This is a genomic window from Thalassospira sp. SM2505 (assembly GCF_054901115.1).
The window spans coordinates 4,587,999-4,602,584 of sequence record NZ_CM142731.1 but is presented as its reverse complement, the minus strand read 5'-3'; the positions used below and the strand labels follow the sequence as shown (position 1 = coordinate 4,602,584).

The window sequence follows — 14,586 nt, the reverse complement described above, 5'->3', positions numbered from 1 at the left end:
CATGCTCAATGGCTGCCATTTTTTGTTGGAACTTCTTCTTCAAAACCGTCTCTGCAATTCTTATATTCCCAACATTGCTGACGTGGTGGGTCAACCCGTCGCACCGAGGGCCGACAGACAACAAAAACGGACCCCGGTTTTGGAGAGTGAGAGGATCAGCCTTGGCTAAGGTCTTTGAGGTCGGAATCCGTGTGCAAGTTGCACTGGCAACCGCGCTTTTGGTTGTTGGTTTGGCGGCGCTGATGAGCTTTGTCATCAGCAAGCGCTCTGGGGCGGATTTGCAAAACCAGATTGGCATCGGGGTTTCTGATATTGCGCTTCAGATGGCTGACGAGCTTGACCGTACGATGTGGACACACCGTGGCGAGGTTTCTGTTCTCAGCACATTACGCGTATTGCGCGAGATGCAGGACGTCCGCGAAATCAGTTCTATTATCAACCGGTTACGCCATGAAATTCCTATATTTACCTGGATCGGTGTGCTGGATCGCGACGGCACGGTAGTTGCCGCGACGAATGATCTGCTGGTTGGGGCCAATATCGCCCAGCGCCCGGTTTTCCAATATGGCAAAAATGGTCAGTTCATCGGCGATGTTCACGATGCCAAACTGCTTGCCGAAAAATTCCCGCTTTATAATGGCGAACCGATCCAGTTCGTTGATATCGCCGTCCCACTTGTCAATGACAGTGGCGAATTCACCGGTGTTCTTGCCACCCATCTGAGCTGGGAATGGGCCGATGCCGTCCGCAAGTCCCTGTTTAGCGGACAGGGCATTCATCAGAATGTCGATATCTTTGTGATCTCGCAGGATGGGACGGTGCTTTTGGGGGGTGATGGCAATCTGGTTGGTTCCAAGCTTTCCCTGGATGCGTTGAGTGAAGCACAGAGTAAGCATATTGGTTGGAAAATAAGCACTTGGTCTGACGGGAAAGAATATCTGACCGGTTATGCCCCGGCAGACGGGCATCTCGATTACAAAGGGCTGAGCTGGTCCATTCTTGTTCGACAGCATGTCGAGGACGCTTTGGCGCCAGTCTATGACTTGCGCCGCGATATCCTGTTGTGGGGATTGCTTCTGGCTTTGGTCTTTAGCGCCATTGCATGGTGGGCTGCGGGATTTCTGGTCGGGCCTATTGGCAAGATGGTCGATGGCATCGAAGCCATGAAGCGTGGCGAAATCAGCAATCTTCCCGATGTGCGCGGGGCACGGGAAATCAACATTCTGTCAAAAAACCTGCAGGCACTATTGACCAAGCTGACCGAAAAAGATGCCGCACTTGGTGAAATGAAACGTATCGCACACCATGACAAACTGACCGGTCTGGGCAACCGGTTGGCACTTGATGTCTATTTTGAGCATGCAGTTGCGCGTGCGGACCGCAAGGGGGCCGAGATCGCGGTTCTGATGCTTGATCTTGATGACTTCAAGCCGATCAATGACCGGTTTGGTCACGCCGCAGGCGATGATGTCCTGCGCGAGGTCGCAAAACGCCTGCGCCGTTGTGTGCGCGGTGGTGATCTGGTGGCACGGCTGGGCGGTGACGAGATGGTGCTGGTTTGCCATATCGACCAGAATGGCAAGGAGGAAGCCGCCATACTGGCCGAGCGCATCCTTCATGAAATTCTGATGCCGTTCATTACCGGTGGGAACCGTGTTTCGATCAGTATGAGCATCGGTATTGCACTATATCCCAATGACAACCGCGAACCTGAGCAGCTTCTGGAACATGCCGATGCGGCACTCTATGCCGCCAAGGCGCGGGGCAAGAACGGATACATCGTGTTTTCCGATATCGAAGACCTGACAGACAATTCGTCGTCCTGCGCATAATCGAGTGACTGTTTGGTCTAAAGGTCGCGGGTGGTTGCGGCCAACGCAACTAGAACAGGTTTCTTGACTTTGGTTCAGGGCGTCGTAATAAGCATTTCATGACAGTTTCATCAGAAAAAGATCTCGACCATCTGCGTCGGATCGGCCGAATTTGCGCGCGCGCCCGCGACGTGATGGGGGCCGCCGTTGTTCCCGGTATTACAACCGCGGAACTTGATCATATCGGTCGTAAAATCCTTGAAGATGCGGGCGCTGTTTCCGCACCTGAGGCCGAATACAAGTTTCCGGGTGCGACCTGTATCAGTGTGAACGAAGCCGTGGCACACGGCATTCCCGGTGATCAGGTTCTGGCTGATGGCGATCTGGTTAATATCGACGTATCGGCGTCGCTTGACGGATATTTTTCCGATACCGGTGCCAGCTTCATTTGCGGCACGCCAAAGCCTGAAATCGTCAAGCTGTGTGAAGATGGCAAAAAAGCAATGTGGGCGGGCATCAAGGTCGTACGCGACAAGGCCCCGATCCGCGAAATCGGTCTTAAGATCGAAAGCTTTGCCCGCAAGGGCGGCTATACCCTGATTCGTAACCTTGCCAGCCATGGCATTGGCAAATCCCTGCATGAACATCCCCATACCATTCCGACCTGGGATGATCCCAAGGAACGCCGCTCGCTTAAAAAAGGGCAGGTGATCACAATCGAACCGTTCCTGTCCTATGGCGCGAAATGGGCGCTGGACGGAGATGACGGCTGGACATTGTTTGCCGATACCGGTGATGCCACTGTTCAGTATGAACATACCCTTGTCGTGACCGATAAGGGCTATGAGATCATGACGCTGGGCGGATAAGAGAGTCAGGAATGCTGCAATTCATGTTGCAGCATCTTTTGCAGCAAAAAAGCCGCCCGAATGATCCGGGCGGCTTTTATTTTTGGTTGGTCTATAAGCGGGTTGCTTATGCGCCGTATTTCGCCTTGGCTTCGCGGCGGCGGGCATGCAGGACCGGCTCGGTATAGCCGTTTGGCTGTTCGCGACCCTTGAAGACCAGATCACAGGCCGCTGCAAAGGCAACGCTGTCATCAAAGTTCGGGGCCATGTTGCGATAGGTCGGATCGCCAGCATTCTGTTTGTCAACGACGGCTGCCATGCGCTTCATGGTTTCCGTCACCTGTTCTTCGGTGCACAGGCCATGATGGAGCCAGTTTGCAATATGCTGGCTTGAAATACGAAGCGTCGCGCGGTCTTCCATCAGGCCGACATCATTGATATCTGGCACCTTGGAGCAACCCACGCCGCTATCGATCCAGCGGACAACATAGCCAAGGATACCCTGGGCGTTGTTATCCAGTTCTTCCTGAATTTCGCTTGGCATCGGTTTGGTGTCACCCATGCGCGGGATCGCCAGAATGTCATCAAGGCTTGCGCGTTCACGTTTGCCGATCTCGTCCTGTACGGCGCGCACATCAATCTGGTGATAATGCATGACATGCAGGGTTGCGGCCGTCGGCGACGGAACCCATGCACAGTTGGCACCGGCTTTTGGATGGCCGATTTTGGCAACCATCATTTCTGCCATACGGTCCGGCTTGGCCCACATGCCTTTACCGATCTGGGCAATGCCCTTCATGCCGCATTCCAGACCGACATCAACGTTCCAGTTTTCATAAGCCGAAATCCAGTACTGGTCTTTCATGGCTTCCTTGCGGACAACCGGACCAGCTTCCATGCTGGTGTGGATTTCATCACCAGTACGATCAAGGAAGCCGGTATTGATGAAGACAACGCGGTCTTTTGCAGCACGGATGCATTCCTTGAGGTTCACCGTCGTGCGGCGTTCCTCGTCCATGATGCCGACCTTAAGGGTGTTTTCCGGAACATTGATCGCACCTTCGACAAAGGCAAACAGATCATTGGTCAGGGCGACTTCCTCGGGGCCGTGCATTTTCGGCTTTACGATATAGACGCTGCCATGGCGGGAGTTGGAAAGCTCGTTCTTGCCTTCCACATCATGCTTGGAAATCAGGCCGGTGATCATGGCATCAAGGAATCCCTCGGGGATTTCATTGCCATTGGCATCAAGCACCGCATCCGAGGTCATCAGATGGCCGACGTTACGCACCAGCATAAGGCTGCGTCCCGGAAGAACGACTTCGTTGCCGTCAAATCCCTGATAGGAACGGTCTGCATTCAGGCGACGGGTAACTGTCTTGCCACCTTTTTCGAATTTTTCTTCAAGCGTGCCTTTCATCAGGCCAAGCCAGTTGCGATAGACAAGGGTCTTGTCTTCGGCATCAACGGCGGCGACTGAATCCTCGCAATCCTGAATGGTTGTCAGTGCAGATTCGAGAATGACATCGCAAACACCCGCGGCATGTTCCTTGCCAATCGGATGGGTCGGATCAATGCGGATTTCGATGTGAAGGCCGTGATTGCGCAGAAGGATTTCCGCAAGCGCACCACTCTTTTCGTTGTAACCGATGAACTGTGAAGGCTGTGCCAGCGCACTTTCGCTGCCATCAGTCAGGGTCACGACCAGCGTCCACCAACCCGATCCGTCTTCGCGGACTTCGTATTTTGCGGCATCGGCATGTTTTCCGCTGGCAAGCGGCACTGCCTTGTCGAGGAAGTCCGCCGCATAGGCCACAACAGCAGCACCACGTTTCGGGTTAAAGCCCTTGGTCTTTTCCTTGCCATCGGCATCATCGATCACATCGGTGCCATAGAGCGCATCATAAAGGCTGCCCCAGCGCGCATTGGCTGCATTGAGTGCGTAGCGTGCATTCATCACCGGCACAACAAGCTGCGGGCCAGCAACGCGGGCAATTTCCGGATCAACATTGGTGGTGCCGATATAGAAATCATCACCTTCCGGAAGCAGATAACCGATCTCGGTCAGGAATTCCTTGTAGGCGGCCGGGTCGCGGGCCTGATCCTGACGTGACAGGTGCCATTCGTCGATCTTTGCCTGAAGTTCGTCGCGCTTTGCCAGCAGCGCCTTGTTGCGCGGGCCAAGCTCGGTGACGAGTTTTTCAAAAGATGCCCAGAACTGATCGGCATCGATCCCGGTTCCGGGAATGATTTCATTGGCAACCAGATCATGCAAAACCGTTGCAATCTGAAGGCCGCCTTTTTGAATACGTTGGGTCATGTTTTCTCTCACCAGACTTGGAACCGCCGCGGGTGTGGGTGTCTGTCCGAATATGGGCGACATCCTCGTCACGTCTCCGCGCTTTCATTTGCCACAACATATGGGTTGAATCCCCGATGGGTCCACAGTCGGTTTTATTATTTTGGGATGTTTTCCGTATTATGGAATTAAACCCGGTACGGATTTGTGCATCCATGCCGGGATCAAAGACATCATATCAGGTGATGGCATCAGCCGCGCGGTTTGTCTGAACCGGTATCATCCTGCTCGTTTTTATCTGCAACACCAGTTGCTTGCACTTGTCCGTCAACCGGTACTTGTCCGATGTCATCAGGATGCGCGGTGCCATCCGGTGTCATCATCCCGGCGATTTCATCGGCATCCAACGTCTGGTTTCCCGGTGTGCTGCCATCCGGTTCGATATGGCCCGGATCATCGGTGATCGGGGATAATTCAAACGCCATCGGCGTTGTGCGTGGTACGGCAACGAACTGTCCCTGTTCCTCGATACTGATGCGACGGCCAAAGCCGGCACGATAGATCGCGAAACTTGCGACGCAGACACCGATGATTGCAAAGAATACCGGAAGCGCCCACGGGCCCATCTGCCCGATGGCACTGGCACCCAAAAGTGGGCCGGTGGCGGCCGACGCACCATAAATAATCAGAAGACCACCCGATGCCGGGACGATATCCTCGGGTTCGAGATAGTCGTTCACATAGGCCACAGCCAATCCATAGATCGGCATGATAAAGACGCCGGTGATCCCGCCCCAGAGTGTCAGGTTGTTTCTGATCATTTCCGGGGCTGCCAGTGGCAGAAGACCACAAATCGCAAGTCCGAGCAAAACCACGATCATCACATACTGGCGCGGCACCATGTCCGATATCTTGCCAATCGGGAACTGCATGATCATGCCGCCCAGAATGACAAAGAACATGAAATAGGCAACATCCTGTGTCGGCAGACCAAGGTCGGCGGCAAAGACCGGACCGACACCATAAACCGCGCCCGACAGGACGCCAGCACCCGACGCGGCAACAAAGCCAAGCGGGGAAATATTGTAAAGGCGACGGAATGTCATGCGCTCGCCACTGACTGCGGTCGGTGGTGGTTGACGGGTCAGGGCAAGCGGCACCAAAGACAGCGACAGCAAGACCGAGGCGACGGTAAACAGCTCAAAGCTGTCAATTGGCGAGACATTGAGCAACAACTGACCAATCGCAAGCCCGCCAAGTGATACCGTCATGTATATTGCAATTGTGCCGCCGCGTGACGTGTTATCAGCCTGTGCATTCAGCCAGCTTTCAATCACCAGATACAGGCCCGATACACAAAGACCGGTTAATGCGCGAAACAGCGACCATGTAATCGGATCAACGATGACTGCATGCAGCAATGTAATAGCTGACCCGGTTGATGCCAGTGCGGCAAATGTCCTGATATGCCCCACCCGGTTGACAAGACTGGCACCCCAGACGATTCCGGCAACAAACCCGATATAATAGGATGCCATGATGATACCGGTGAAGATCGGTGCGAATCCTTCGGACGAGGCGCGCAGAGCCAAAAGTGATGATTGCAGTGACGCACCACTATTAAGCGCAAATGCCGCAAATAATGTGGCTGACAGTGCAATGATCAGTGCGACCGGCGAGCGCGGCATGGCATCCTCGTCTGAGTTTTGTGGGGTAATGATACCCTGCGGTATGGGTGCAAAGCATGTCAATCCAAACAAGCCGTTGAGGCAAAAGGATTGTCATCCATTTTGGAGCTAACGTTGGCTTGCACAATAAGTTCCCGTGCAAATTCATCGCATCCTTTAAGCGCGAAGCCTAACCGCGAACAGTGCCTGTTTTGCGCAACTGGCATGTGAAATGCGGACTGCTTGGTGGTCAATCAATGGACGGTCATGCCAACAAGCTGCTTGACCTTGACGCGATTGATGCTTTCTATGACCGGGAATTTGGTTCTTTTTGCCAAAACCATCCCGAAACCGGGCTGGATTTTGCGCGATTTCGCCACCAGCGAAACGGTTCACCTTCAAGTTCGGCAGTCAAAGCCGACCGGTGGATCACCATACGAGGGGAGGAAACCTTGAAAATGAAACGTACTCTTGGCGCTATTGCCGCCGGTGTGATGGCACTGTCCATGGCGACTGCGGCACAGGCCGAAACCCGTGTAACCCTTAAATCGGCCAAGGCAGCGTCGTCTTATTACCAGATGGCTGCCCAGTTTGCCGAAGCAATGAAAGTCGGCACCAACGGCGATGTGATCGTCACTGTCGAAGAAAGTCAGGGTTCGGTCCAGAACGTCATGGAAGCCATGGTGCGTCCGGGCAATTATGTGTTTACCTCCCCGCCCGGTCTGGTCGGTCTGGCACAGGCTGCCAAAGGCCCGTTCAAGGACCGCCCGGCTGAAAAATTCGCCGGTGTCCGTGCTCTGTTCCCGATCCCGTCCCTGACCATGCATTTCGTGATGCGCGCAGATTCCGGCGTAACCGATTTCCCGGGTCTTGAGGGCAAAACCATTCTGCTTGGCAAGGGATCCTTCGGTGCAAGCGAAGGTGAAAAATACCTCAAGCTGTTTGGTCTTGAAGGCAAGGTCAATCTGGCAGATGCCGAACTGTCGAACGCCGTTGCTGCGCTTAAAAATGGTCAGATTGACGGTTTCGTCACGGCGGGCTCCTGGCCAGCACCGAACGTCATCGAAGCAGCGGCTGGCACAGATGTAAATGTTCTGTCGCTATCTGACGAACAGCTTGCTCTGACCAAACGCGACAAGACGGTTATTCCGGCAGGTACCTATTCCAATCAGGATCAGGACATCACCACGGCGTCGCTTTCGGTTGTTGCCTTTGCAACCGACCAGATGGATGACGATACTGCCTATCAGCTAACCCGGACCTTCTGGGAACAGAAAGCCAAAATGGGTGAAAGCTCTTCCTGGTGGAATGGTGTTGCGCCGGAAATGCTTGCCAATATTACCGGCAAAATCCACGCAGGTGCCCTGCGTTACTATGCCGAGGCAGGCTTCCCGATCCGTGACGATCAGCGCTAGGACCTGATCTTATCGCATATGACAGGCCCGGCAGTCTTGCCGGGCCATTCTTTATCAAACGTACTGAATAAACATGTCGGCCATTTCTCGCCCCTTCTGGATTACCCTTGGTGCAATCTCGATTGCATTTCATCTCTGGCTGATTTTTTCCGGCCTTGTTCCCAACCTTGTCAGTCGACCGATCCATATGGCGCTTGCCTTGCCATGGGCGCTGATCTTTGTTGCGAAAACACCTGCACAAAAGATTTCGGGCATCATTCTGACCGTGACCGGATTGATTGGCTGTGGCTGGATCGTATTCAATCAGTCCGCACTTGGGGATCAGTACGGATTCCTGATGGGCAATGGCCAGATCGCGATGGCTTCGGCACTTCTTCTTATCGTGCTTGAAATGGCGCGCCGGGCGATTGGATGGCCCTTGCCGCTGGTTGCTGCGATTGCTCTTATTTACGCACTTTACGGCGAATACATTCCCGGCGAGTTCGGTCATGCCGGTCTTCCGGTCGAAAGCATGCTTGGCACTCTGACCATTGCCGAGGGTGGTCTTTGGGGCAGCCTGACCGGTGTTTCGGTCAGCATCGTCGCGATCTTTGTAATTTTTGGTGCCGTCCTGAATGCCGGTGAAGCCGGGCAGGGCTTCATGAATGTTGCCGGTGCGGCGGCCGGACGCCTTAAGGGTGGTGCGGCGAAGGTATCGGTGGTGTCATCGGCATTGTTCGGGTCCATATCGGGATCGGCATCGGCCAATGTGGCATCGACCGGGGCAATTACCCTTCCTGCGATGACCAGGCTTGGTTATCCCAAACGTCTTGCAGCTGCGGTCGAGGCCGTTGCGTCATCGGGTGGCCAGATCATGCCGCCATTGATGGGGGCAGGTGCCTTTGTGATGGTCGAGCTGACCGGACGCCCCTATGTCGATATCATGGTGGCGGCGATCCTGCCGGCGATCCTTTATTTTCTGGCCGTCTGGGTCGGGATTAATGCCTTTGCCCAGCGCTATGACCTTCCCGGCGTTCCCGAGGAAGATCGCCCGCAAATGCGCGCGGTTGTCATTACGTCCTGTTTCTTCCTCGTCCCCTTTACAATCCTGCTGTGGGGGATGTTTGGCGGGGGTTACACACCGCAATATGCTGCATGTCTTGCTTTGATGGCCGGTGCAGCATTGCTGTTCTTTGATGCCGGACTGACCTTTGATCTCAAGCGTGCAAAAGACCGGTTTACCGATGTTTGCCTGAATGCCGGACGTCAGGTTGCAATGATCGGGTCGATCATTCTGTGTGCCTCGATTGTCATCGGTGTTCTGGGACTGACCGGGCTTGGGATCAAGATCACCTCGCTTCTGCTTTCAGGATCTGGCGGCATGTTGTGGCCGGCCTTGTTGCTGACGGCACTGGCCTGTCTGATCCTTGGGATGGAAGTTCCGACGACGGCGGCCTATGTGATCTGTGTGTCGGTTGCGGGACCGGCCCTGATCGAGCTTGGGCTTGAACCGCTTCAGGCACATTTGTTTGTGTTCTGGTTTGCGCTGCTTTCAACCATCACGCCGCCGGTCTGCGGGGCCGTGTTCATTGCCGCAGGCATGGTCGAGGAAAACTGGCTCAAGGTTGCCGGAACGGCGATGGCGCTTGGTGTCGGCCTTTACATCGTGCCACTGGCGATGATCGCCAACGCATCGCTGATTGATCTGGCCAATGATCCGGTCTGGGCCATTGCCGCGGGGCTTAAGGTCGCGGTTGGTTTGACAGCCATATCGTTTGGTTTGATTTCGCCGCGCTCTGCAGTGATACGTTCCGCACTGGTTGCAGTTGGCGGCATAGCCATCTTTGCTGCGGGAATCTGAATGGCAAAAGGTCGACAGGGAACCCTGTCGACCTTTTTGTTTTGCTCTTGCCGAAAAGCGTTTTCTAAGCGGATGCGCGTCCACTGCGCGGCCCGGCAAACAGCCAGATGATTAGACCAAGTACCGGCAAGACCAGAATAAGCACGGTCCAGATGACTTTCGATCCGGTGCTGGCACCGCTGCCCATCACATTGACGATGGCCCATACGTCGGCAATCAGAACCAACAGGCCAATAATTCCACCATACTCAACCATGTTCCAACCTCATCATTATTGCTGCGGCGATCATGGCCGCGCCTGAAGGATAAACGGTTGATTACCGCCGTTGTTCCCGTGCGGGGTAACTTGATGGCTTAACTTGGCAGTCAATCAGGGACAAAGATTAGTGATCAGACAACCTGCCCGGCCGACCAGCCCGATGACCAGGCCCACTGGAAATTGAACCCGCCAAGATGGCCGGTCACATCAACGACCTCACCGATGAAATAAAGGCCCGGCACATCGCGTGCTTCCATGGTTTTGGATGACAGGGCATTGGTATCTACCCCGCCAACCGTAACCTCGGCAGTGCGGTAACCTTCTGTCCCGCTTGGCGTAACCGACCATTGGTTGACATCCATGGCAAGTTTGCGCAGCGCCTTGTCCCCGGTTTCGCCAATCGGGCGTTCAAGTCTGTGGCGGGCAGTAATCATCTGTGCGAGCCGGTTTGGCAGAATGCGCGACAGAACATTATGAACGGCCTGTTTCGGATTTTCGGCCTTGGCCGATTTCAAAAGATCGAACGCGTCTTCTTCCGGGTTCAGGTTAACCGAGATGCTGTCACCTTCGTTCCAATAGGACGAAATTTGCAAGATCGACGGGCCAGACAGACCGCGATGGGTAAACAGCAATCCTTCGCGGAACTGCTTTTTGTTGCAGCCAACAATCGCATCCACCGAGATGCCTGAAAGTTCACCGGTTCTGGCGCGCAGGTCCGGGTCAAAGACAAAGGGTACAAGCGCCGCACGGGTCGGGATAACATTGATCCCGAACTGGCGGGCAATCTGATACCCGAACCCGGTCGCACCGATTTTCGGGATTGATAATCCGCCACAGGCAACGACAAGGGACTGACAGGTCCATTGTGCACCGGTGCGCGTGGTGACGTCAAAACCTTCATCATCACGCCGCATGATGTTTGATATTTCGGTATTGAGGCGGATTTCAACATTTGCCGCATCACATTCATCAAGCAGCATGTCAATGATCTGGAAGGATGACTCATCGCAGAACAGCTGCCCCAGCGTTTTCTCGTGCCAGGTGATATTGTAGCTGTTCACCAGATCCAGAAAATCATGCTGCGTATAGCGTTTAAGTGCCGATACACAGAACCGCTTGTTCTCGGAAATGAAGTTTTCCGGGCTGGTATGGATATTGGTGAAGTTGCACCGCCCGCCGCCGGAAATACGAATTTTCTCTGCGGGCTTGGCGGAATGATCAACGACGACGACAGAACGCCCGCGCTTGCCAGCTTCGATCGCGCACATCAGGCCAGCCGCACCTGCGCCAATGATCAGAACATCAATTTTTTTCACGTAAACCAGACCAGTTTGAATTGGATGAGTTGGCCAGCCTTATACGTGGAAATAAGGGTGTTGTCAGCGTTCTCAGGCGCAACGCTGATTTGCTGATTTGCCGTCGACGCTTTTGTTCTGCGTTACGTCGGGACTGCATTCGGCGGTGTCTGTTGCGATATCGCGTTCGCTTGCAACCTGATTACGGCCCTTTGATTTCGCATGATAAAGGGCCTGATCCGCGCGCTCGATCAGGCGGACAAGTGGCTCGCCAAACTTGAATGTGGCAACACCGATAGAGACGGTGACGCTGCCGATTACCTTGTTTGTCGTTCTACTGACGATTTTGTGGGTTTCAACACTTTGTCGCAGCAGATTGGCGAACTGTTTGGCGCATCCCAGTCCGGTTCCCGGAAGGATGATGGCAAACTCCTCGCCTCCGTAACGAGCGGCAAGGTCCTGTCCCTTGACATTGCGCTGAAGCGATTCAGCCATCAGACGAATGACCTGATCACCGGCCTGATGGCCGTGATTGTCATTGAAGTTTTTGAAGTGATCAATATCAAGCAACAGCAAGCTCATGGGCTTGCCATGCTCCATGGCAGACATCGCTTCTTTACGCAGTTGCTGATCGAACGCCTTGCGATTGGCAATGCCGGTCAGCCCGTCGGTCATGGCTTCGCGCTTCATATTTGCCAGATCCTGACGCAGACGGGAAATCTCCGTCGAGCTATGATCAAGGCTGTTTTCAAAGCTGTGATTTGCGCCTTCCATCTGCCGGGTTGCTCCCAAAAGACTGTCAAGCGAGTCTTCAAGATTGCTGAAATCTCGGCTGGCGATGTAGTCGCAGAAGTGATCCAGTGCCTTGCCATATTTGCTGGTATCGATACCGATTTTCTGCACGTTTGACAGGGTATCATTGATCTGGAGGCGTAAGTCCTCGGTAATCCTGCCAATGATCTTGCGTTCACGTTCAGCACCGAAAAAGCGGTCATGGATCGCCTTGCATTGCAGTTCGTCAAACTCGCAATTGTTGCTAAGCAGAATATCGATAGTCTGGTTCATATCCGGGTTGGTACCCGCGATGTAGGAATAGAAGATCAGAAAATTGTCAGGATGCGGAACCACACCAAGTTGCGCCATCAGGGTAAGCGCACTCTTGGAATGTTGCTGGGCATTCTCGTGACGAAGACCGTATGTGTGCATGGCCAACCTGGAAGATATTCCTGATTATGTGTCGGAACGGGCAGAATACTCTCTTTCCAGTTGTGCAGGTTTGATTTGGATCAGTGATTTCTTATGGAGGTGTCGAGCCCGGGTTTTATGGTTTGTTCATTCCGGAAAGCTATGTTCAGATCATTCAAAGGGCAGGAAACAAAGGGCATGCAAACAATGTCGAAATTCAGGGATGTCATCAGGATTGTTCTTCTGACGGGCGTGTTGCTCATCGGCGGGGCAAACCATCACGCCTTTGCGCAGACCGATGGCGATAGCAAGTCACAGACGGAAAGCCCCCTGCCACCTGATGGCATTGATTTCAGACCACTTGATCCGGCAGAACGATCAAACATGCCGCCATTGATGGAGCGTTATGTTCTCGACGAACTTAAAAACCTGCGCACCGAGATGCAGGGCATGCGCGCAGAACTTTTGCGTGAAGTCGTCAATCGTCAGCTGGAAGCCATCGACAAGGCAATTTCCTATTCGTCCAATACGGTGACCTATTTCTTCTATTTTGTTGCAGCGGTCGGTGCGCTTCTGACCATGCTGGGCTGGCAATCCTTGCGCGAACTGAAATCAAGCGTGCGAAATCTGGCCGACACGGAATTGCATCGTCTGTCCGAAGAATTCGAAGCGCGCCTTTCATCGCTTGAAGATGAACTGCGCCTGAAATCCAGGGTCATCAACGAACATCAGCACGAAATTGAACGGACCCAGACCATCCATGCCTTGTGGCTGCAAGCCAACCAGCTGTCAAACCCGCGCTCAAAAATCGAAACCTATGACAAGATTCTCGAACTGGCACCGGGCGATCCCGAAGTCATGGCCTATAAGGCCGACGCTGCCTTGCAACTGGGGGATCGTGACTGGGCGCTCAGCCTGTGCAACAGGCTGCTGGCCGAGGCGCCGGAAAATGCCAACGGATACTATCAGCGTGCTTGTGCGAATGCCGGTCTTGGCTTCCGCGAAGCAGCCCTTGCCGATCTGCAGCGTGCGGTGGAACTTTCTGAATCAATGCGACAACCAGCCTGGACCGAAGAAGAATTCGAACCCCTTCGCGATATGAAGGAATTCGAGGACATTCTTGGCGACAAGAATGATGCGAAACCTGCAGAATGATTTTACACCCCAAGGTGTCGGGGTAATACGGGTCGCGTCGAAAATGAAAAAGCCCCGCAGCAAAACTGCGGGGCTTTTTGCAATCTGAAGGTCGGATGCCTTATGCGGAAGGCAGCTCGTTCCAAAGCGGATGGATCGGTGCGACGTCTTCTTCGATCTTGGTGAAGCGTGCATCGCAATCAAAGAAATAGTTATCGGTCAGATCGTCATTGACCTGCGATACTTCGCCGACAATGACCGGGCCTTTGCCTTCCTGACCATAGAAGCGATGAACAAGTGTGCGCGGCAGCGTGACACTCTGTCCCGGTTCAAGAATCACCTTGCCACCGGCAGGAAGGATGTTGAGCTTCCCATCGGTGCGGACATGAACGTCATTGACGCGATCCATCTGGCCGTCTTCGGTCAGGTTGCAAAGCTCGATCACCAGATTGCCGCCGCCACGTACAATGATGTCTTCCATTTTGACCTTGTGGTAATGCCATGGGCATTCCTGATTTTCGCCAACAATCATGATCTTTTCGGCATAGGGGACTTCGCCCGGCTGACGCAGGATGCCGTTGCGCAGGCAGAAAAGAATCAGGCCGCGTTTGTCAAAATTGCCTTCGCCATAATCGGTCACGTCCCAGCCCATCTGATGGCCGCGGCACCATTTCGCAAGATCAGGTTCGGCGTCCCACTGTTGCGGGCTGTAATGTGCCCATTCCGGCAGTTTGAATGCGATGGATGCGTACAGCTCTTTGGCGTGCTCGATGCAGGCATTGATTTCAGAACGCAGCATGGAAGACCTCTTGTGGCTTATGGATGGTATGGGT

11 protein-coding genes are annotated in these 14,586 nt (G+C 54.0%); 5 read left to right on the top strand and 6 right to left on the bottom strand.

The annotated features are described in order from the left end of the window. Window positions 1–161: 161 nt before the first annotated feature. Both ACTU44_RS21485 and map read left to right on the top strand, forming a co-directional pair. Window positions 162–1,832 carry a GGDEF domain-containing protein gene (locus ACTU44_RS21485; protein WP_336083262.1) on the top strand — a complete coding sequence of 557 codons (1,671 nt, stop codon included), beginning with the start codon at window positions 162–164 and terminating at the stop codon, window positions 1,830–1,832. A 98-nt stretch (window positions 1,833–1,930) separates the two neighbouring features. Next, window positions 1,931–2,680, top strand: coding sequence for a type I methionyl aminopeptidase (gene map / locus ACTU44_RS21480; RefSeq protein WP_114096983.1), 750 nt, complete (start codon window positions 1,931–1,933; stop codon window positions 2,678–2,680). Between the two features lie 106 nt (window positions 2,681–2,786). On the opposite strand, the gene ACTU44_RS21475 is transcribed toward map, so the two are convergent. Both ACTU44_RS21475 and ACTU44_RS21470 read right to left on the bottom strand, forming a co-directional pair. Next, window positions 2,787–4,979: a malate synthase G gene (locus ACTU44_RS21475; RefSeq protein ID WP_462096336.1), complete on the bottom strand. Its 2,193-nt coding sequence runs from the start codon at window positions 4,977–4,979 to the stop codon at window positions 2,787–2,789. Window positions 4,980–5,209: 230 nt separating this feature from the next. Then, window positions 5,210–6,646, bottom strand: a complete 1,437-nt coding sequence (locus tag ACTU44_RS21470) for an MFS transporter (RefSeq protein ID WP_462096335.1) — start codon at window positions 6,644–6,646, stop codon at window positions 5,210–5,212. Window positions 6,647–7,083: 437 nt separating this feature from the next. Between ACTU44_RS21470 and ACTU44_RS21465 the strand changes: the two genes are divergently transcribed. Both ACTU44_RS21465 and ACTU44_RS21460 read left to right on the top strand, forming a co-directional pair. Further along, window positions 7,084–8,040 (top strand): TAXI family TRAP transporter solute-binding subunit, encoded by a 957-nt coding sequence (locus tag ACTU44_RS21465; RefSeq protein WP_114097189.1) that lies wholly within the window; start codon window positions 7,084–7,086, stop codon window positions 8,038–8,040. A 73-nt stretch (window positions 8,041–8,113) separates the two neighbouring features. Continuing rightward, on the top strand, window positions 8,114–9,880 hold the full coding sequence (locus ACTU44_RS21460) for a TRAP transporter permease (RefSeq protein ID WP_462096334.1): 1,767 nt from the start codon (window positions 8,114–8,116) through the stop codon (window positions 9,878–9,880). A gap of 64 nt (window positions 9,881–9,944) precedes the next feature. Here the strand turns inward: ACTU44_RS21460 and ACTU44_RS21455 are convergent, their stop codons facing one another. The 3 genes from ACTU44_RS21455 to ACTU44_RS21445 form a co-directional block, all read right to left on the bottom strand. Beyond that, entirely contained in the window at window positions 9,945–10,136 is a 192-nt protein-coding gene (locus ACTU44_RS21455; protein ID WP_336083253.1) for a PLD nuclease N-terminal domain-containing protein, read from the bottom strand. Between the two features lie 134 nt (window positions 10,137–10,270). Next, the gene (locus ACTU44_RS21450) at window positions 10,271–11,455 is read right to left on the bottom strand and encodes a BaiN/RdsA family NAD(P)/FAD-dependent oxidoreductase (RefSeq protein ID WP_462096333.1); all 1,185 of its coding nucleotides are present in this window, start codon (window positions 11,453–11,455) and stop codon (window positions 10,271–10,273) included. A gap of 72 nt (window positions 11,456–11,527) precedes the next feature. Then, the gene (locus tag ACTU44_RS21445) at window positions 11,528–12,640 is read right to left on the bottom strand and encodes a GGDEF domain-containing protein (RefSeq protein ID WP_462097445.1); all 1,113 of its coding nucleotides are present in this window, start codon (window positions 12,638–12,640) and stop codon (window positions 11,528–11,530) included. Between the two features lie 177 nt (window positions 12,641–12,817). On the opposite strand from ACTU44_RS21445, the gene ACTU44_RS21440 reads away from it, so the two are divergent. After that, window positions 12,818–13,774: a TPR end-of-group domain-containing protein gene (locus ACTU44_RS21440; RefSeq protein WP_258548613.1), complete on the top strand. Its 957-nt coding sequence runs from the start codon at window positions 12,818–12,820 to the stop codon at window positions 13,772–13,774. A 100-nt stretch (window positions 13,775–13,874) separates the two neighbouring features. Here the strand turns inward: ACTU44_RS21440 and ACTU44_RS21435 are convergent, their stop codons facing one another. Next, window positions 13,875–14,552, bottom strand: a complete 678-nt coding sequence (locus ACTU44_RS21435; RefSeq protein WP_462096332.1) for a D-lyxose/D-mannose family sugar isomerase — start codon at window positions 14,550–14,552, stop codon at window positions 13,875–13,877. Window positions 14,553–14,586: the final 34 nt, after the last annotated feature.